We start from the raw sequence: 19,422 nt of genomic DNA, 5'->3' as shown, positions 1-19,422 counted from the left end.
CCCCCTCTTCATGAGGTCGCCTGAGACTTCAAGAGGACACCGACATGTACAAGCTTTTCTTCCGTCTGGTTTTCACACGGATGGACCCGGAGCAGGCCCACCACCTGGCCTTCCGCTGGATCCGCCTCGCCGCCCGCATCCCCGTCCTGCGCACCTTCGTCGCCGCCGCCCTCGCGCCCCGCTACGAGGAGCTGCGCACGGAGGCCTTCGGGCTGCGCATGCACGGGCCCTTCGGGCTCGCCGCCGGCTTCGACAAGAACGCGGTCGCGATCGACGGCATGTCGATGCTCGGCTTCGACCACGTCGAGATCGGCACGGTCACCGGGGAGGCCCAGCCGGGCAACCCCAAGAAGCGGCTGTTCCGGCTGGTGAAGGACCGCGCGCTGATCAACCGCATGGGCTTCAACAACGAGGGCTCGCTGGCCGTCGCGGCCCGTCTCGCGTCCCGTGAACCGGTCTTCAGGACCGTCGTGGGCGTCAACATCGGCAAGACGAAGGTCGTGCCGGAGGCGGACGCCGTGGGCGACTACGTGAAGTCGACCGAGCGGCTGGCACCGTACGCCGACTACCTGGTCGTGAACGTCTCCTCGCCGAACACGCCCGGTCTGCGCAACCTGCAGGCCACCGAGGCGCTGCGGCCGCTCCTGAGCGCCGTCCGCGAGGCCGCCGACCGCACGGTGACCTCCCGCCGCGTCCCGCTGCTGGTGAAGATCGCACCGGACCTCGCCGACGAGGACGTCGACGCCGTCGCCGACCTGGCCGTCGAGCTCGGCCTGGACGGGATCATCGCCACGAACACCACCATCGCGCGCGAGGGCCTCGGTTTGAAATCCGAACCCTCTCTGGTGAAGGAGACCGGCGGATTGTCCGGCGCGCCCCTGAAGACCCGCTCCCTGGAGGTGCTGCGCCGCCTCTACGCGCGCGTGGGCGACCGCATCACACTCGTGGGCGTCGGCGGCATCGAGAACGCCGAGGACGCCTGGCAGCGCATCCTGGCCGGCGCCACGCTGGTCCAGGGCTACAGCGCCTTCATCTACGAAGGGCCCTTCTGGGGCCGCGCCATCCACAAGGGTCTCGCCGCCCGTCTGGGCACCAGCCCGTACGCCACCCTCGCCGACGCTGTCGGCGCCGACGTGAGGAAGACCGCATGAGTGGCCTCGAACCCTTCGGTTCACGGCTTCGCCGCGCCATGGACGAGCGCGGGGCGCTCTGCGTCGGCATCGACCCGCACGCCTCCCTGCTGGCCGAGTGGGGCCTGAACGACGACGTCGCAGGTCTGGAGCGGTTCAGCCGCACGGTCGTCGAGGCGATGGCCGACCGGGTCGCGGTCCTCAAGCCGCAGAGCGCGTTCTTCGAGCGCTTCGGCTCGCGTGGCATCGCGGTCCTGGAGAAGTCGGTGGCGGAGGCCCGCGCGGCCGGTGCGCTGGTCGTGATGGACGCCAAGCGCGGCGACATCGGCTCGACCATGGCCGCGTACGCCGAGACCTTCCTGCACAAGGACTCCCCGCTCTTCTCGGACGCGCTCACCGTCTCGCCCTATCTCGGCTACGGCTCGCTCTCCCCGGCCGTCGCGCTCGCCCGTGAGAGCGGCACCGGCCTGTTCGTGCTCGCGCTGACCTCCAACCCGGAGGGCGGCGAGGTGCAGCACGCGGTGCGCACCGACGGACGGAACATCGGTGCGACGATGCTGGCGCACCTCGCCGCCGAGAACGCGGGGGAGGAGCCCCTGGGGTCCTTCGGGGCCGTCGTCGGCGCCACGCTGGGTGACCTGTCGTCGTACGACCTGGACATCAACGGGCCGCTCCTGGCGCCCGGCATCGGCGCCCAGGGTGCCACCGCGGCCGACCTTCCCGCCGTCTTCGGTGCCGCGGTCCGCAACGTCGTGCCGAACGTCAGCCGGGGGGTGCTGCGGCACGGGCCCGACGCCGGGGCACTGCGCGCGGCCGCGGAGCGCTTCGCCGAGGAGATCAGGACCGCCGTGGGAGCCGTATGAGGCTTTCGCGACGGTCGTAGCGGGTGTTCGATGCGCTCGCCCGAGTCCTCCGATGAGTGCCGGTTGGGTGCTTCCAGGCCCGCTTGAGTCTGAATACATCCTCAAATCCGGGGCATTATGTCCTAAATGTCCGGCCTGGCAGAGGCTGACCAGGACTTTTCCGCTGTTCTCGCTGACTCTGGCGCGCTCGCCCGCTAGTCTCCGACGAGTGGGGACACCCCCACACCCTTAGGTAGTGGGGGACAACGGGCAAGCGTGTTGCTCGTGGCTCCCCAGGTGTGGGGCGACTAGGTTCCTCACCGGTCCGTATCCGACAGTTCGACATCCGAGGTGACGTAGGCGTGGCTCTTCCGCCCCTTACCCCTGAACAGCGCGCAGCCGCGCTCGAAAAGGCCGCCGCGGCTCGCCGGGAGCGGGCCGAGGTCAAGAATCGACTCAAGCACTCCGGCGCCTCCCTGCACGAGGTCATCAAGCAGGGCCAGGAGAACGACGTCATCGGCAAGATGAAGGTCTCCGCCCTGCTCGAGTCCCTGCCGGGCGTGGGCAAGGTCCGCGCCAAGCAGATCATGGAGCGTCTGGGCATCTCCGAGAGCCGCCGTGTACGCGGCCTCGGTTCCAACCAGATCGCTTCCCTGGAGCGTGAGTTCGGCAGCACCGGCTCCTGAGTCCGGCCGCTGCGGACCGGGGGTCCCGGGCACTCCGGGATTGCTGGAATAATCGCTGCATGGCTGCAACATTCCGGGGGACGACCCCCGAGCCCCCGGACGTACGTCCGCGGCTGACCGTGCTCTCCGGCCCCTCCGGGGTCGGCAAGAGCACGGTCGTCGCCCATATGCGCAAGGAACACCCCGAGGTCTGGCTCTCGGTGTCGGCGACGACCCGCAAGCCCCGCCCCGGCGAGAAGCACGGAGTCCACTACTTCTTCGTCACCGACGAGGAGATGGACAAGCTGATCGCCAACGGCGAGCTGCTGGAGTGGGCCGAGTTCGCCGGCAACCGCTACGGCACACCGCGTGCGGCCGTGCTGGAGCACCTGGAGGACGGCGTGCCGGTCCTCCTGGAGATCGACCTCCAGGGCGCCCGGCAGGTCCGCGAGACCATGCCGGACGGCCGGCTGGTGTTCCTGGCTCCGCCCTCCTGGGAGGAGCTCGTGCGCAGACTCACCGGCCGGGGGACCGAGCCGCCAGAGGTGATCGAGCGCCGTCTCGACGCAGCCAGGATCGAGCTGGCGGCCGAGCCGGAGTTCGACATGACCTTGGTCAACACCTCCGTCGAGGACGTGGCTCGCGAGCTGCTAGCCTTGATGGATGTTCTGTGATCACCAGCGCTGGAACAACCGGTGCTGTGATCACGACCGATCTTTTCCCATCCATCGGAAGGTAGAGCGTGTCCTCTTCCATCTCCGCGCCCGAGGGCATCATCAACCCGCCGATCGACGAGCTCCTCGAGGCCACCGACTCGAAGTACAGCCTCGTGATCTACGCGGCCAAGCGTGCCCGCCAGATCAACGCGTACTACTCGCAGCTCGGCGAGGGCCTCCTCGAGTACGTCGGTCCGCTCGTCGACACCCACGTCCACGAGAAGCCGCTCTCGATCGCCCTGCGTGAGATCAACGCCGGTCTGCTGACGTCCGAGGCCATCGAGGGCCCGGCCCAGTAGTACTTTCGTATTGCAGTTGGCTTTTCCACAGGCCCGACAGCGCGACTGTCGGGCCTGTGGTGTGTGATGGAGTCGTTGATGGACTCGTACGTTGCCGAGCCGGGGAGAGACGGTGGACAAGCCCAAGGTCGTGCTGGGGGTCAGCGGTGGCATCGCCGCCTACAAGGCCTGTGAGCTGCTGCGCAGACTGAGCGAGTCCGGCCATGACGTACGCGTGGTCCCCACCGCTTCCGCGCTGCACTTCGTCGGCGCCGCCACCTGGTCCGCCCTCTCCGGAAACCCCGTTTCCACCGAGGTCTGGGACGACGTCCACGAGGTTCCGCACGTCCGCATCGGGCAGCACGCCGACCTGGTCGTCGTCGCCCCGGCGACCGCGGACATCCTCGCGAAGGCCGCCCACGGCCTGGCCGACGACCTGCTCACGAACACGCTCCTGACCGCGCGCTGTCCCGTCGTCTTCGCGCCCGCCATGCACACCGAGATGTGGGAACACCCGGCCACCCAGGAGAACGTGGCCACGCTGCGCCGCCGCGGCGCCGTCGTCATCGAACCGGCCGTCGGCCGTCTGACCGGCGTCGACACCGGCAAGGGCCGCCTGCCCGACCCGACGGAGATCTATGCGATCTGCCGCCGGGTGCTGTCCAGAGGCGTCACCGAGCCCGACCTCAGGGGCCGGCACGTCGTCGTCAGCGCCGGCGGCACCCGCGAACCCCTGGACCCGGTGCGCTTCCTCGGCAACCGCTCCTCCGGCAAGCAGGGCTACGCCCTCGCCCGCACCGCCGCCGCGCGCGGTGCCCGTGTCACGCTCATCGCCGCGAACACCGGTCTGCCGGACCCGGCGGGCGTGGACGTCGTCCAGGTGGGCACGGCCGTTCAGCTGCGCGAGGCGGTGCTGAAGGCGACCCCGGACGCGGACGCCGTCGTCATGGCCGCAGCGGTCGCCGACTTCCGGCCGGAGACCTACGCGGCCGGGAAGATCAAGAAGAAGGACGGCCAGGACCCGGACCCCATCGTGCTGGTGCGGAATCCGGACATCCTCGCGGAGATCTCGGCGGAGCGCGCCCGCCCCGGACAGGTGATCGTCGGCTTCGCCGCCGAGACCGACGACGTCCTGGCCAACGGCCGCACCAAGCTGGAGCGCAAGGGCTGCGACCTCCTCGTGGTGAACGAGGTGGGGGAGCGCAAGACCTTCGGCTCCGAAGAGAACGAGGCCGTGGTGCTGGGCGCCGACGGCAGCGAGACCCCCGTGCACCGCGGGCCGAAGGAACATCTGGCCGAAACCGTCTGGGACCTGGTGGCGGAGCGGCTCGGCTGAATGTTTCATTCGCCTCTCGGTCCCCTCAAACCTCTGCAACCTCTGTGACAGGAGCGTGGCAACCCTGGCCAAGAGCGCTCGGAATTGGGCAGAATGCCCGTGCCGCAGGTCACAGCACTCCCGAGGGGCGAGATGGGGGGGCCGGTGGCCGAGCACGACCGATAAACTGTTCTCGGACGACCACGGGCGCAGCCTCCGGGCCGTCCGCCAATGATCAGCCAGCAGCCGCTGCAACCCCAGGGAGCGTTGTGTCCCGTCGCCTGTTCACCTCGGAGTCCGTGACCGAGGGTCACCCCGACAAGATCGCTGACCAGATCAGCGACACCATTCTCGACGCGCTTCTGCGCGAGGACCCGTCCTCCCGGGTCGCCGTCGAGACGCTGATCACCACCGGTCTGGTGCACGTCGCCGGTGAAGTCACCACCAAGACCTACGCGGACATCGCGACCCTCGTCCGCAACAAGATCCTCGAGATCGGCTACGACTCCTCGAAGAAGGGCTTCGACGGCGCCTCCTGCGGCGTCTCGGTGTCCATCGGCGCGCAGTCCCCCGACATCGCTCAGGGTGTCGACACGGCGTACGAGTCCCGGGTCGAGGGCGACGAGGACGAGCTGGACCGCCAGGGCGCCGGCGACCAGGGCCTGATGTTCGGGTACGCGACCGACGAGACGCCCACCCTGATGCCGCTGCCGATCTTCCTGGCGCACCGGCTGGCGAACCGGCTGTCCGAGGTCCGCAAGAACGGCACCATCCCCTACCTGCGCCCGGACGGCAAGACGCAGGTCACCATCGAGTACGACGGCGACAAGGCCGTCCGCCTCGACACCGTCGTCGTCTCCTCGCAGCACGCCAGCGACATCGACCTGGAGTCACTCCTCGCCCCCGACATCCGCGAGTTCGTCGTCGAGGCCGAGCTGAAGGCGCTCCTGGACGACGGCATCAAGCTCGACACCGAGAACTACCGCCTGCTGGTCAACCCGACCGGCCGCTTCGAGATCGGCGGCCCGATGGGCGACGCCGGCCTCACCGGCCGCAAGATCATCATCGACACGTACGGCGGTATGGCCCGCCACGGCGGCGGCGCCTTCTCCGGCAAGGACCCCTCCAAGGTGGACCGCTCCGCCGCGTACGCGATGCGCTGGGTGGCGAAGAACGTGGTCGCCGCGGGTCTGGCCTCCCGCTGCGAGGTGCAGGTGGCGTACGCCATCGGCAAGGCCGAGCCGGTCGGTCTGTTCGTGGAGACCTTCGGCACCGCCAAGATCGACCACGAGAAGATCGAGAAGGCGATCGACGAGGTCTTCGACCTGCGTCCGGCCGCGATCATCCGCGACCTGGACCTGCTGCGCCCCATCTACGCCCAGACGGCCGCCTACGGCCACTTCGGCCGTGAGCTGCCCGACTTCACCTGGGAGAAGACGGACCGCGTGGACGCGCTGCGCAAGGCGGCGGGGCTCTAGGCTCCGCGGTTCCCATCGGGCCCGGTTCCCTCGGGGAGCCGGGCCTCGGTGTGTTCCGGTCGTAAATCGCTCGCCCGCCGTGCCGGTCGCTCCCTACGCTGATCATCTCCCGGTGCGATGGCCGTGGTTCCTTCGGTGGAGTGCGCCTCGTGCGCGCGGTGATTCTGGAAACGTGTGCCGCTGCCGTGCCGATCTCGGGAGAGCCGACCAGGTCCGGTGCGATGGTTGCGGATACTTCTGGGTTGACCCCTCGCAGGTTCGAATCCTGCTGCCGGTCCTGGACCGGTATGGCCGAGTGGCCCAAGGCGGAAGCGCCTGACGGCGTTCGTGATCCGCGGCCGGACTGATCTCGGGCGGCGTCGGTTGTCAGTGGCGTTTGGTAAGAATGCAAGCGTGAGCAGCGAGAACGGGCGGACGGACGGCGGGGCGGAGGGTGCGCCGCCCGAGCAGCTTGCGCTCATCAGGGAGAGCGTGCGCAAGGCCGAGGTGCCCAGGGCCAAGCCACGGACCTGGCGGGGCGCTGCGCTGGCCAAGGAGCTGCCGGTCGCCCGGGTGCTGGTCGACAAGGGAGTGCTGCATCTCGACCGGTACTTCGACTATGCGGTGCCCGAGGAGCTCGATGCGGATGCTCAGCCCGGGGTGCGGGTGCGGGTGCGGTTCGGGGCCGGACGGCATCGAGTGCGGGAAGGGCGGCGTGAGGGCGGCGGGCTGATCGACGGGTTCCTCGTCGAGAGGCTTGCCGAGTCCGACTACTCCGGGCCGCTTGCCGCGCTGGCCCAGGTCGTGTCTCCCGAGCGGGTGTTGAGCGAGGAGTTGCTGGGGCTGGCCCGGGCCGTCGCCGATCGGTATGCGGGAAGCCTGGCCGATGTGCTCCAGCTGGCCGTGCCGCCGCGCAGCGCGCGGGCCGAGCAACGGCCCTCGCCCGAGCCACTGCCGCCGCCGGCGATGCCGGAGGCGGCGTCCTGGGTGCGGTACGAGCGGGGGGCCGCCTTTCTCGAGTCGCTCGCCTCGGGGGCCGCGCCGCGTGCGGTGTGGAATGCGCTGCCGGGGCCCGAGTGGAGCGACGAGCTGGCGCGGGCCGTGGCGGCGACGCTGGTCTCCGGGCGCGGTGCGCTCGTGGTGCTGCCCGACGGGCGGACGGTCGCCCGGGTCGATGCCGCGCTGACCGCGCTGCTCGGGGAGGGACGGCACGCGGTGCTCACCGCCGACGCAGGTCCCGAGAAGCGGTACCGGGAGTGGCTCGCCGTGCGGCGGGGAGCCGTCCGGGCGGTCATCGGGACCCGGGCCGCCATGTTCGCCCCGGTTCAGGATCTCGGCCTCGTCGCCATCTGGGACGACGGGGACGACAGCCACAGCGAGCAGCACGCGCCGCAGCCGCATGCGAGGGAAGTGCTGCTGCTGCGGGCCGCCCTGGACAAGTGCGCATTCCTGCTGGGCAGTTGGAGCTGCACCGTCGAGGCGGCGCAGCTGGTCGAGAGCGGCTGGGCCCGGCCTCTCGTCGCCGGGCGGGAGCAGGTGCGGGGGGCCGCGCCGCTGGTGCGGACCGTGGGGGACGCGGACCTCGCGCGGGACGAGGCGGCCCGGGCCGCCCGGTTGCCGACCCTCGCCTGGCAGGCCGTGCGGGACGGGCTGCGGCAGGGGCCGGTGCTGGTGCAGGTGCCCCGGCGGGGTTACGTCCCCCGGATGGCGTGCGCCAACTGCCGGGCGCCCGCGCGGTGTCGGCACTGCTCCGGCTCGTTGGAGGGGCAGGAGTCCGGGGCCGCGCTGCGGTGCGGGTGGTGCGGGCGGGAGGAGAGCGGCTGGCACTGTCCGGAGTGCGGCGGGTTCCGGCTGCGGGCGCAGGTCGTGGGGGCGCGGCGCACCGCCGAGGAGTTGGGGCGGGCGTTTCCCGCCGTTCCGGTGCGGACCTCCGGGCGTGAGCATGTGCTGGACACCGTGCCGGGCGCGCCCGCGCTGGTCGTGAGCACACCGGGGGCCGAGCCGGTCGCCGAGGGCGGCTACGCGGCGGCCCTGCTGCTGGACGGCTGGGCCATGCTCGGCCGCCCCGACCTGCGCGCCGGCGAGGACGCGCTACGGCGCTGGCTGGCGGCCGCCGCGCTCGTCCGGCCGCAGGGTGCCGGCGGCACCGTGGTGGTCGTCGCCGAGCCGACGCTGCGGCCCGTACAGGCGCTGGTGCGGTGGGACCCCGTCGGACATGCGGTGCGGGAACTCGCCGAGCGGGCCGAGCTGGGCTTTCCGCCGGTGTCACGGATGGCGGCGGTGTCCGGGGAGGGGGACGCGGTCGCCGAATTCCTGCGCACGGCCGAACTGCCCCGGGAGGCCGAGGTGCTGGGACCCGTGCCGCTGCCGGTCACGGCAGCCGGGCGGCCGCGCCGGGTGGGCGCGCCTCCGCCCGGGGAGCACTGGGAGCGGGCACTTGTTCGCGTACCACCGGGGCGCGGAGCCGCACTGGCCTCGGCACTGAAGGCCGCGCAGGCTGCACGAATGGCACGGGGGGCGGGCGAGGCCCTGGTCCGGGTGCGGATCGATCCGCCTGACATCGGGTGAGGCGGTTGGAGCGGGGTTGCTGGGGGCCGGCTGAGGTTGGGTGAGCCGGTTGGAGCGGGGTGCTGGGGCCGTCTGACGTCGGGTGAGGCAGTTGGGGGCGCTGGAGACGGCTGACATCGGGTGAGGCGGTTGAGCGGAGTTGCTGGGGTCGGCTGAGGTTGGGTGAGGCGGTTGAGCGGGGTTGTTGGGGTCGGCTGAGGTTGGGTGAGGCGGTTGAGCGGGGTTGCTGGGGCCAGCTGACATTCGGTGAGGCGGTTGGGGGCGTTGGGGCCCGCCCGTCGGGTGAGGCAGTTGGGGGCTCTGGGGCCGACTGACATCGGCGAGGTGGTTGGGGGCCGCCGGCTTGCTGGGTCGTTGGTCGTTGGGGGAGGTGGTTGGGCGCCGGGGCGCAGGGTCCGTTGGACATCGAGTGCAGCGGGTGGACGGGGGCCCTGCGCGGTCGGACAGCGGGTGACACCGTGTGACTTAGGTGAGGTCACCGGAGAGCGACCGAGGCTGCGTGGCTCAGGTCAGGTGGCTCCCGAACATTGGGCGAGGCAAGTGGGATGCCGAGTGGGGCCGCCCGGCCTGAGGGGCACTCTCCGGCACGGCCCGAGGGGTTCCTGAGGCTCACCCGTGATGCTTCCGAGGGAGCGTCGCCGCTGCCGTGCGCGCCGGCGCGGCGCAGCCCGCCCACGGTCCTCGATGTGTGCCCCGACGTGCAACTGCCCTCCCGAGGTCGGCCGGGAGGGCAGGGGGAGAGGTGGTTCAGCCGTTGCGGGGGCCGGGGAAGGCTGTCGGCCTGGCCTCGTCGCGGAGGGACGGGCTGCCGGCCGTCGGCTGGGTCGGCATGGAGCGCGCGGCGGGGACCGTCGGCACCGTCGGGATGCCGGTGTTCACACTGACCGTCCGGGAGCCCGCCGGCTCGGTGGCCCGCTCGGTCTCGGCGGCCGCCTGGGCCGCGGCGCGACGTGCACCGTAACGGCGGTGCACCGCCTGCTTGGTGACCCCGAGTGCGGAACCCACCGCGTCCCACGAGAAACCGAGGGAGCGGTCGAAGTCGACCGCGGCCGTGACCAGGGTCTCGACACTGTCCCGCAGCTCCTGCGCGAGACGGACCGTCGGGGCGGGAGCGCGTCCGTACACGACGAAGCCCGTGGAGGGGCCGGAGCGGCGCGGGCGGTAGACATTCCCCAACTGCGCCGTGAGCGTGCGCAGTGCGTCCACCTGCCGGCGGACCCGCTCGATGTCCCGCACCAGCAAGTGCAGGCTGGCCCGAGCCTGGGCGTCGTGGGTTGCGTGGTCGGCCATGAACAAGCCTCTCGAACCGGCGTTGAAAAGGATCCGGGCCGCGCGATTGCGGCCCGTTGTGGTCAACTCTTTCTTGACCAACGTGTTTTTGCTCCGGGGGTCACGGTCTGGGGGCGTAGGGGCATATGCGTACGCCCCCCAAGGGGCAGGTTCGCGCCCGGGGCGCAGGCGTGGAGCTTTCCGTGCGTGGTCATAGACTTGTGCGTTGCCGCAACAGCCCCCGTCCGAGAGGCCCCGCCCACCCATGAAGCTCGTCTTCGCCGGTACCCCCGAGGTCGCCGTTCCCGCTCTGGACGCTCTCATCACCTCCGGGCGGCACGAGGTGGCCGCCGTCGTCACGCGGCCCGACGCGCCGGCCGGGCGGGGGCGCAGGCTGGTCGCCTCGCCCGTGGCGCAGCGGGCGCAGGAGGCCGGCATCGAGGTGCTGAGGCCGCTCAAGCCGCGGGACCCGGAGTTCCTCGAGCGGCTGCGGGAGATCGGGCCCGACTGCTGCCCCGTCGTCGCCTACGGGGCGCTGCTGCCGCGCGTCGCGCTCGACGTCCCCACCCACGGCTGGGTCAACCTGCACTTCTCACTGCTGCCCGCCTGGCGGGGTGCGGCGCCGGTGCAGCACTCCATCATGGCGGGCGACGAGATCACCGGCGCGTCCACCTTCCTCATCGAGGAGGGGCTCGACTCCGGGCCCGTCTACGGCACCGTCACCGAGGAGATCCGGCCCACCGACACCAGCGGTGACCTGCTGACCCGGCTCGCCTTCGCCGGCGCGGGACTGCTCGCCGCGACCATGGACGGTATCGAGGACGGCACCCTGAAGGCCGTACCGCAGCCGAACGAGGGCATCACCCTCGCCCCGAAGATCACCGTTGAGGACGCCCAGGTCGACTGGGCCGCCCCGGCGCTGCGCGTCGACCGGGTGGTGCGCGGCTGCACTCCTGCGCCCGGCGCCTGGACCACCTTCCGCGGCGAGCGGCTCAAGCTCATCCAGGTGACGCCCGTGCCGGACCGGACCGATCTCGCACCGGCGCAGCCGGCCGTCGGCAAGAACAGCGTCCACGTCGGCACCGGTTCGTACGCCGTCGAGCTGCTGTGGGTGCAGGCCCAGGGCAAGAAGCCGATGCGGGCGGCCGACTGGGCGCGCGGGGTGCGGATCGCGGACGGGGAGACGCTCGGCGGGTAGCGGGCCGGCGGGCGGGACGTACCCTTGGTGCGTATCCACATCAGACATCCGGAGCACCTTTTTCGTGAGCGACACCTCCCGTGGGCCCCGCAAGCCCGGCAAGCCCTACCGTCGGCCCAAGAAGGACCCCGTCCGCATCCTCGCCTTCGAGGCGTTGAGGGCCGTGGACGAGCGGGACGCGTACGCCAACCTCGTGTTGCCGCCGCTCTTGCGCAAGGCGCGGGAGAAGGAGGGACCCGACAAGTTCGACGGCCGGGACGCGGCGCTGGCGACCGAGCTGGTGTACGGGACGCTGCGCCGGCAGGGCACGTACGACGCCGTCATCTCGGCCTGTGTGGACCGGCCGTTGCGCGAGGTCGACCCGCCGGTGCTGGATGTGCTGAGTCTCGGTGTGCACCAGCTGCTCGGGACGCGGATTCCGACCCATGCCGCGGTCTCCGCCTCCGTCGAGCTGGCCCGGGTCGTGCTCGGCGACGGGCGGGCCAAGTTCGTCAACGCCGTGCTGCGGAAGGTCGCGCAGCACGACCTGGACACCTGGATCGAACGCGTCGCACCGCCCTACGACGAGGACCCCGAGGATCACCTGGCGGTCGTGCACTCGCATCCGCGCTGGGTCGTCTCCGCGCTGTGGGACTCGCTCGGCGGCGGCCGGGCCGGCATCGAGCGGCTGCTGGAGGCGGACAACGAGCGGCCCGAGGTGACCCTGGTCGCGCGCCCCGGGCGGGCCACGACCGATGAGCTGCTCCGGGAGGAGGCCGCCGTCGCGGGGCGCTGGTCGCCGTATGCCGTGCGGCTCAGCGAAGGCGGTGAGCCCGGCGCGATCGAGGCCGTACGGGAGGGCCGCGCGGGTGTGCAGGACGAAGGCAGTCAACTCGTGGCGCTGGCGCTGGCCAACGCTCCGCTGGACGGCCCGGACGAGAAGTGGCTCGACGGATGTGCCGGACCCGGAGGCAAGGCGGCGCTGCTCGGTGCGCTGGCCGCCGAGCGGGGGGCGACCCTGCTCGCCTCCGAGAAGCAGCCGCACCGGGCCGGCCTGGTGGCGAAGGCCCTGCGCGGCAACCCCGGGCCGTACCAGGTCATCGCCGCGGACGGCACCCGCCCGCCGTGGCGGCCCGGCTCCTTCGACCGCGTCCTGATGGACGTGCCCTGCACCGGGCTCGGCGCGCTGCGCCGGCGGCCCGAGGCGCGCTGGCGGCGCCGTCCCGAGGACCTGGACGGTTTCGGGCCGCTGCAGCGCGCCCTGCTGCGCACCGCGCTGGACGCCGTACGGGTCGGCGGTGTCGTCGGCTACGCCACCTGCTCGCCCCATCTCGCCGAGACCAGGGCCGTCGTCGACGACCTGCTCAAGCAGCACCCCGAGGCCGAGCTGATCGACGCACGGCCCCTGCTGCCGGGCGTACCGGACCTCGGTGACGGCCCCGACGTACAGCTGTGGCCGCATCTGCACGGGACCGACGCCATGTATCTGGCGCTCATCCGGAGGACTGGCTGACCCTCGCGCCGAGCGTTTCACGGGGGTGTGTCTCCCCGTCAGCGTGCGCCAGGTGGTGCGGCCACCACGCCTTCTTCCCCACGTCGAGGAAGAGGGAGGTGACCAGCACGGAACGGACGACGAACGTGTCCAGCAGGACGCCCAGCGCGACCGCGAAGCCGATCTCCGCGAAGCCCACCATCGGCAGGGTGCCCAGGGCGGCGAACGTGCCCGCGAGGACCAGTCCGGCCGAGGTGATCACCGCGCCGGTGGTGGCCAGGCCCGTCACCACACCGGGGCGGGTGCCCTGACGCATGGCCTCCTCGCGGATGCGGGTGGTCAGGAAGATGTTGTAGTCGATGCCCAGGGCGACCAGGAACACGAAGACGAACAGCGGGAAGGCCACGTCCTCGCCTGCGTAGTCGAAGACGTACCGGAAGGCGAGGGCGCTCAGCCCGAGCGCCGTGGCCAGGGACAGCACCACCGTCCCGATCAGGAGGAGCGGGGCCACCAGGGCCCGTAGCAGCACGCCGAGCACGAGCAGTACGACGGTCAGGACCAGCGGGATGACCAGGTAGTTGTCGTGGGTCTGGGCGTTCTCCATGTCCAGCAGCGCGGCGGTGCCGCCGCCCACCTGCGCGTCGGCGCCGGGCACGGCGTGCACCGCGTCGCGCACCCGCTGCACGGTCGCCTTGGCCGCGTCGCTGTCGGCCGGGGCGCGCATGGTCGCCTCGAACAGCACCTGCCCGTTGTGCTCGGGCGCGGTGCCGGGCGGTACGCCGATGCTCTGCGGCACTACTCCGCGGTCCGCTGCAACGGCGCGGCCCACCTGGGTGGCCTGCGCCTTGTTGGAGACGATCACCAGCGGATCGCCGGTGCCCGCCGGGAAGTAGCGCGCCGACACCTTCTGCCCGACGATCGAGTCCGGTGTGTCGGTGAAGGCGTCCGCATTGGCGATCCCCGCCGCGCGCAGCTGGAACAGGCCCAGGGACAGCGCCACGAGAACCACGGCAGTGGCGCCCCAGACAACACGCGGACGGCGCGCGATACGGCGGCCCATCCGGGCCCACAGGCCCCGCTCGGTCGGATCGGCGGACCCGAAGTGCGGGACGGTCGGCCAGAAGATCCAGCGGCCGAAGACCAGCAGCAGGGCCGGGAAGAGGGTGAGCATGGCCAGCAGGGCGATCGTCACACCGATGGCGGCCACCGGGCCCAGGCCCCGCGTCGAGTTCATCTCTGCGACCAGCAGCACCAGCATGCTCAGGACGACCGTCAGACCGGAGGCCATCACCGCCGGCCCCGCGCGGTTCATCGCCAGCTCCATCGCCTCGTGGCGGTCCTCGTGCCGGCGCAGCTCCTCCCGGTAGCGGGCGACCAGGAGCAGGGCGTAGTCCGTGCCCGCGCCGAAGACGAGCACCGTGAGAATGCCGGCGCTCTGGCCGTTGACCGTCAGACCGGCGTGTCTGGCGAGGAGGTAGATCAGCGCCTGTGCGGTGAACAGGGCCGCCACCACACCGAGCAGCGGCACGAACAGCAGCGTCGGACTGCGGAACGTCAGCAGCAGCATGACGATCACGACCGCCATCGCGGAGAACAGCAGCGTCGTGTCGATGCCCTCGAAGGCCTTGGAGAAGTCCGCCGACGTACCGCCGGGCCCGGTGATGTGGACCGTGATTCCGCTGCCGCCCCTGCCCACCTGGTGGCGGATGGAGTCGACGGCGGGCGCGATTCGCTGCCAGCCCTGCGCGTCCATGGTGATCGGGACGTAGATCTGGGCGGCCCGCGGTGCTGCCGGCCGGTCGTAGACCGGTCCGCGGGTCTCCACGCCGCGAATGCCGTGGTCGTGCAGCGCCTTGATCTGCCGGACGTCCTCGGCGATCTGCTGCCGGTCACGGACGGTCAGCCCGTTCGCGCGCGCGTAGACGACGACCGCCGGGATCTGCTCGGGCCTGAAGTGCTCGGAGCTGTCGAGGACCTGGGTGGACTCCGCGGAGCCGGGCAGCCAGGACTGGGCGTCGTTGTCCTGGGCGCTGTTCAGCTTCGCCCCGAACGGCGCCGCGATCACCAGGACCACCAGCCACAGGGCCACGACCAGCCACTTGGATCGCCGCCCGCAGACGATCCGGATGGTGTTCCGCTTCCAGACGTCGAGCTGCCTCATGGCGAACCCCGCAGTCCTACGTGGTGCCGATCACCCACCGAGCATGGCACGTACCGCCCCTGCCGGGCATGGGCTGAACGGCCCAGGTCCGGACCGGCGCGAACAAACGTGCCCGGACGTGGGAGGCTTGGGTCATGGCCGTGCAGATCAACCCCAGCATCCTGTCCGCCGACTTCGCCCGCCTCGCGGACGAGGCGAAGGCGGTCGAAGGAGCCGACTGGCTCCACGTCGACGTCATGGACAACCATTTCGTCCCGAACCTCACGCTCGGCGTGCCGGTCGTAGAGTCCCTGGCGCGTGCGACGGACACCCCGCTGGACTGCCATCTGATGATCGAGGCCCCCGATCGCTGGGCCCCGCAGTACGTCGAAGCGGGGGCCTCCTCCGTCACCTTCCACGTCGAGGCGGCCGCCGCGCCGGTCCGCCTCGCCCGGGAGATCCGGGCCAAGGGCGCCCGCGCCTCCATGGCCCTGAAGCCCGCCACGCCCATCGAGCCGTACGAGGACCTGCTCCCCGAGCTCGACATGCTGCTGATCATGACGGTTGAGCCGGGGTTCGGCGGGCAGGCGTTCCTCGACATCATGCTTCCCAAGATCCGCCGCACCCGCGAGCTGATCAGCAAGCATGGCCTCGAACTGTGGCTCCAGGTGGACGGCGGAGTCTCCGCCTCCACCATCGAGCGCTGCGCCGAGGCCGGTGCGGACGTCTTCGTCGCGGGTTCGGCGGTGTACGGAGCGGAGGACCCGGCGCACGCGGTACGTGCACTGCGCACCCAGGCGGAGACGGTGACCGCCAGGGCGAGCTGGGCGTGCGACCACTGAGCCAAGACAACGTGAACGGCGCCCATCAGGGCGGATCAAGTGCGCCGAATCTGCAAGGATGAACGGCGAATCCAGAGTGTGAACAGCAGTGAGGAGATCGCCGTGTCGGGTATGTCGGCGGGCCGGTCAGCAGTGCGGATGGGACCCGCTGAGCTGGTGCAGGCGGCGGCCATGGCCCGCCGCTTCTACCTCGAGGGGAAGTCCAAGATCCAGATCGCGGAGGAGTTCGGCGTCAGCCGCTTCAAGGTGGCCCGGGTCCTGGAGACGGCTCTCGAACGGGATCTCGTACGTATCGAGATCCGCGTCCCGGCCGAGCTGGACGCCGAGCGCTCGGACGCGCTGCGCGCCCGCTACGGCCTCAGGCACGCCGTCGTGGTGGAGTCCCCGGCCGAGGCCGAGGAGACGCCCGACCCGGAGAACCTCGGTGAGGTGGCCGCCGACCTGCTCGGCGAGCTCGTCAACGAGGGCGATGTGCTGGGCCTTGCCTGGGGCCGCTCCACCATCCACATGGCCGCGGCCCTGGACCGGCTGCCGCCGTGCACGGTGGTGCAGCTGACGGGCGTGTACGACGCCGGGACCGCCGAGCGCGGCTCCGTGGAGGCCGTGCGCCGCGCCGCCCAGGTCTCCGGCGGCGACGCCCACCCCATCTACGCGCCGATGCTGCTGCCGGACGCGGCGACCGCGGCCGCGCTGCGCAACCAGACCGGGATCGCCCGGGCCTTCGAGTACTTCGACAAGGTCACGGTCGCCTGTGTCTCCATCGGCTCCTGGGAGCCCGGCATCTCGACGGTGCACGACATGCTCAGCGACGAGGAGCGCGCGCACTACGCCTCGCTCGGTGTCGCCGCCGAGATGTCCGCGCACCTCTTCGACGGCCAGGGCCGCCGGGTCGGCCGGGACCTCGGCGAGCGGTGCATCACCGTCAAGGCCGACCAGCTACGCCGTATCCCCGAGGTGGTCGCGATCGCGGGCGGGGCGCGCAAGGCGTCCGCCATCGACGCGGTGCTGCGGTCCGGTCTGGTCACCAGCCTGGTGACGGACACATCGGCCGCGGACGTGCTGATGACGGCAGGGCCGACGCCGAAGCCGGCGCTCAACAGGGCCGACCCGGACGGGATCTGACAGATGGTCAGGAAATTTGCCAGGACCTCTTCGGGCCGGTACTGAGATGGCGGAACTCGTGGTCACGCTGGACCTCGACGGGGTGACGGACAAGGCGGGCCTGATGGACCGCTGCGTGGACGCCCTCCGGCTGCCCGGCTGGTTCGGCCGCAACTGGGACGCGCTCGTCGACAGCCTCAGCGACATCTCTGTCTGGCCCGAGGAAGCAGGGGACGGGATGCTCGTGGTCGTACGGAACTGGCAGTCGTACGCGAAGGTGCGCCCGGAGGAGTGGGAGGTCGCGCGAGAGGTGTTCTCCGCGGCCATGGACCGGATGCCGGCGCTCACCGTGGCACTCGCCCTTGGAGGAACCTCCTAAGACCCCTCTGACCTGCCTGGATGATCTGCCCGTGTCTCGCGATCCGGTCGACATGGGACAATGAAGTACGTGCTCTTCCCCCTGGCTGACCTGTCCGGGGGCCACCTCTGATCGACTGGGATGTGCAGCACGTGCGTTTCCTCAACGACATCCAGCCCCCGTACGACCTGACGTACGACGACGTCTTCATGGTCCCCAGCCGCAGTGCGGTCGGCTCGCGGCAGGGTGTGGACCTCAGCTCCCCGGACGGCACGGGCACCACGATCCCGCTGGTCGTCGCCAACATGACCGCCATCGCCGGCCGCCGCATGGCCGAGACGATGGCCCGGCGCGGTGGCCTCGTCGTCATTCCCCAGGACATTCCGATCGAGGTCGTCACCGAGGTCGTCTCCTGGGTGAAGAGCCGCCACCACGTGCTGGACACCCCGATCGTGCTGGCCCCGCACCAGACCGTCGCCGACGCGCTGGCCCTGCTGCCCAAGCGTGCCCACAACGCCGGAGTGGTCGTCGACGAGGACGGCCGGCCGGTCGGCGTCGTCACCGACCAGGACCTGAGCGGCGTGGACCGCTTCACGCAGCTCGAGGTCGTCATGTCCCGGGATCTGCTCCTCCTGGACGCGGACATCGACCCGCGCGAGGCGTTCAACCGGCTCGACCACGCCAACCGCCGCTACGCGCCCGCGGTCGACAAGGACGGCAGGCTGGCCGGCATCCTCACCCGCAAGGGCGCCCTGCGCGCCACGCTGTACACGCCCGCCACCGACGCGCAGGGCAGGCTGCGCATCGCCGCCGCCGTCGGCATCAACGGCGATGTCGCGGGCAAGGCCAAGCAACTGCTGGACGCGGGTGTGGACACGCTCGTCATCGACACCGCGCACGGCCACCAGGAGTCGATGATCAGCGCGATCAAGGTGGTGCGCGCCCTCGACCCGCAGGTCCCGATCGTCGCCGGAAACATCGTCGCCGCCGAGGGCGTGCGCGACCTGATCGAGGCGGGCGCCGACATCATCAAGGTCGGCGTCGGCCCCGGCGCCATGTGCACCACCCGCATGATGACCGGCGTCGGCCGGCCGCAGTTCTCCGCGGTCCTGGAGTGCGCGGCCGAGGCGAAGAAGTACGGCAAGCACGTGTGGGCCGACGGCGGTGTGCGTCACCCGCGTGATGTCGCCATGGCCCTGGCGGCCGGTGCGTCGAACGTGATGATCGGGTCGTGGTTCGCGGGCACCTACGAGTCCCCCGGCGACCTGCAGCAGGACGCCAACGGCCGCCTGTACAAGGAGTCGTTCGGCATGGCCTCCGCGCGTGCGGTGCGCAACCGTACGTCGGACGAGTCGGCGTACGACCGCGCCCGCAAGGCGCTGTTCGAGGAGGGCATCTCCACCTCGCGCATGTTCCTCGACCCGGCCCGTCCCGGCGTGGAGGACCTGATCGACTCGATCATCGCGGGCGTCCGCTCCTCCTGCACCTACGCCGGTGCCGGTTCCCTGGAGGAGTTCGCCGAGAAGGCCGTGGTCGGCATCCAGAGCGCGGCCGGCTACGCGGAGGGCAAGCCACTGCACGCCAGCTGGAGCTGAGCCAAGTCCCTTGCCGACGGCCCCCGTTGAAAATCGGGGGCCGTCGGCATGTCCGGGTCCGCCGTCGGGTGCATGGAGATCACCGTCTTCCGGGGCGCCGCCTCCGCTCGCGCGGGATCGGCACCCAACTGATCCGAGCGGCCGAGGAGTTGGCCCGGGAACGGGCCCTGCCGCTCGTCGGCATCGGTGTCGGCAGGGACAACCCGCGCGCGGCCGCGCTGTACGCGCGGCTCGGGTATCTCCCGGTGACGGACTGCCTCGACCGCCATACGTACGTCGACGCCTGCACCCTCCTGGTGGAGGAGCTGCACCGAGCATCCGTACGCAACGCTCGGCAGTCCTCGTGCAACGAACGCCCGCCGGGCTGCGATGAACGCAACGAAGTTGCACGTATGCGCAAGGTTGCTGCATTTCGCCTGCGAACGCATGCCCCGTAGGGTCATGCCCTGTACGTGGCGTGGCAGGGACCCCGCTCGG

At 71.2% G+C, this 19,422-nt stretch carries 16 protein-coding genes and 1 pseudogene; 15 read left to right on the top strand and 2 right to left on the bottom strand.

Going from position 1 to position 19,422, the window contains the following annotated elements; genetic code table 11:
• The first annotated feature begins 44 nt into the window (after nt 1–44).
• The 8 genes from ACFY1E_RS13580 (at nt 45) to ACFY1E_RS13545 (ending at nt 8,971) form a co-directional block, all read left to right on the top strand.
• Nucleotides 45–1,151 carry a quinone-dependent dihydroorotate dehydrogenase gene (locus tag ACFY1E_RS13580; RefSeq protein ID WP_389075110.1) on the top strand — a complete coding sequence of 369 codons (1,107 nt, stop codon included), beginning with the start codon at nt 45–47 and terminating at the stop codon, nt 1,149–1,151.
• Nucleotides 1,148–1,993 (top strand): orotidine-5'-phosphate decarboxylase, encoded by an 846-nt coding sequence (gene pyrF / locus ACFY1E_RS13575; RefSeq protein WP_389075107.1) that lies wholly within the window; start codon nt 1,148–1,150, stop codon nt 1,991–1,993. The genes ACFY1E_RS13580 and pyrF overlap by 4 nt, the downstream gene beginning before the upstream one ends.
• Nucleotides 1,994–2,334: 341 nt before the next feature.
• On the top strand, nt 2,335–2,658 hold the full coding sequence (locus tag ACFY1E_RS13570) for an integration host factor (protein WP_003977346.1): 324 nt from the start codon (nt 2,335–2,337) through the stop codon (nt 2,656–2,658).
• A 59-nt stretch (nt 2,659–2,717) separates the two neighbouring features.
• Nucleotides 2,718–3,311 (top strand): guanylate kinase, encoded by a 594-nt coding sequence (gene gmk / locus ACFY1E_RS13565; protein ID WP_266953461.1) that lies wholly within the window; start codon nt 2,718–2,720, stop codon nt 3,309–3,311.
• Between the two features lie 68 nt (nt 3,312–3,379).
• The gene (gene rpoZ / locus ACFY1E_RS13560) at nt 3,380–3,652 is read left to right on the top strand and encodes a DNA-directed RNA polymerase subunit omega (protein ID WP_003977348.1); all 273 of its coding nucleotides are present in this window, start codon (nt 3,380–3,382) and stop codon (nt 3,650–3,652) included.
• Nucleotides 3,653–3,764: 112 nt separating this feature from the next.
• Nucleotides 3,765–4,967, top strand: coding sequence for a bifunctional phosphopantothenoylcysteine decarboxylase/phosphopantothenate--cysteine ligase CoaBC (coaBC, locus tag ACFY1E_RS13555; protein WP_389075104.1), 1,203 nt, complete (start codon nt 3,765–3,767; stop codon nt 4,965–4,967).
• 248 nt (nt 4,968–5,215) lie between these two features.
• Nucleotides 5,216–6,424, top strand: coding sequence for a methionine adenosyltransferase (metK, locus tag ACFY1E_RS13550; RefSeq protein WP_389075102.1), 1,209 nt, complete (start codon nt 5,216–5,218; stop codon nt 6,422–6,424).
• Nucleotides 6,425–6,817: 393 nt separating this feature from the next.
• On the top strand, nt 6,818–8,971 hold the full coding sequence (locus ACFY1E_RS13545; protein ID WP_389075099.1) for a primosomal protein N': 2,154 nt from the start codon (nt 6,818–6,820) through the stop codon (nt 8,969–8,971).
• Nucleotides 8,972–9,718: 747 nt separating this feature from the next.
• Here ACFY1E_RS13545 and ACFY1E_RS13540 read toward each other — a convergent pair.
• Entirely contained in the window at nt 9,719–10,261 is a 543-nt protein-coding gene (locus tag ACFY1E_RS13540; protein WP_099927436.1) for a hypothetical protein, read from the bottom strand.
• Between the two features lie 244 nt (nt 10,262–10,505).
• Here ACFY1E_RS13540 and fmt point away from each other — a divergent pair, with 244 nt between their 5' ends.
• Nucleotides 10,506–11,438, top strand: coding sequence for a methionyl-tRNA formyltransferase (gene fmt, locus ACFY1E_RS13535; protein ID WP_389075096.1), 933 nt, complete (start codon nt 10,506–10,508; stop codon nt 11,436–11,438).
• Between the two features lie 64 nt (nt 11,439–11,502).
• The gene (locus tag ACFY1E_RS13530; protein WP_389075094.1) at nt 11,503–12,930 is read left to right on the top strand and encodes an RsmB/NOP family class I SAM-dependent RNA methyltransferase; all 1,428 of its coding nucleotides are present in this window, start codon (nt 11,503–11,505) and stop codon (nt 12,928–12,930) included.
• Here the strand turns inward: ACFY1E_RS13530 and ACFY1E_RS13525 are convergent.
• Entirely contained in the window at nt 12,911–15,070 is a 2,160-nt protein-coding gene (locus ACFY1E_RS13525) for an MMPL family transporter (RefSeq protein WP_389075091.1), read from the bottom strand. The two genes, ACFY1E_RS13530 and ACFY1E_RS13525, sit on opposite strands and share 20 nt — an antisense overlap.
• A 134-nt stretch (nt 15,071–15,204) precedes the next feature.
• Between ACFY1E_RS13525 and rpe the strand changes: the two genes are divergently transcribed.
• The 5 genes and pseudogenes from rpe to ACFY1E_RS13500 all read left to right on the top strand — a co-directional run.
• Entirely contained in the window at nt 15,205–15,891 is a 687-nt protein-coding gene (gene rpe / locus ACFY1E_RS13520) for a ribulose-phosphate 3-epimerase (RefSeq protein WP_344405806.1), read from the top strand.
• Between the two features lie 78 nt (nt 15,892–15,969).
• Nucleotides 15,970–17,013, top strand: a complete 1,044-nt coding sequence (locus tag ACFY1E_RS13515) for a sugar-binding domain-containing protein (protein WP_115909369.1) — start codon at nt 15,970–15,972, stop codon at nt 17,011–17,013.
• Nucleotides 17,014–17,059: 46 nt separating this feature from the next.
• Nucleotides 17,060–17,371, top strand: coding sequence for a barstar family protein (locus ACFY1E_RS13510; protein ID WP_389075087.1), 312 nt, complete (start codon nt 17,060–17,062; stop codon nt 17,369–17,371).
• A gap of 131 nt (nt 17,372–17,502) precedes the next feature.
• Nucleotides 17,503–18,945: a GuaB1 family IMP dehydrogenase-related protein gene (locus ACFY1E_RS13505; protein WP_389075085.1), complete on the top strand. Its 1,443-nt coding sequence runs from the start codon at nt 17,503–17,505 to the stop codon at nt 18,943–18,945.
• 101 nt (nt 18,946–19,046) lie between these two features.
• Nucleotides 19,047–19,253, top strand: a pseudogene (locus ACFY1E_RS13500) (GNAT family N-acetyltransferase); the annotation flags it as partial.
• Nucleotides 19,254–19,422 lie beyond the last annotated feature (169 nt).

The organism is Streptomyces sp. NPDC001604 (genome assembly GCF_042893475.1).
GTDB lineage: Bacteria > Actinomycetota > Actinomycetes > Streptomycetales > Streptomycetaceae > Streptomyces.
Note: the sequence above shows the minus strand (reverse complement) of the source record. Positions and strands in the feature narration are given on the sequence as shown.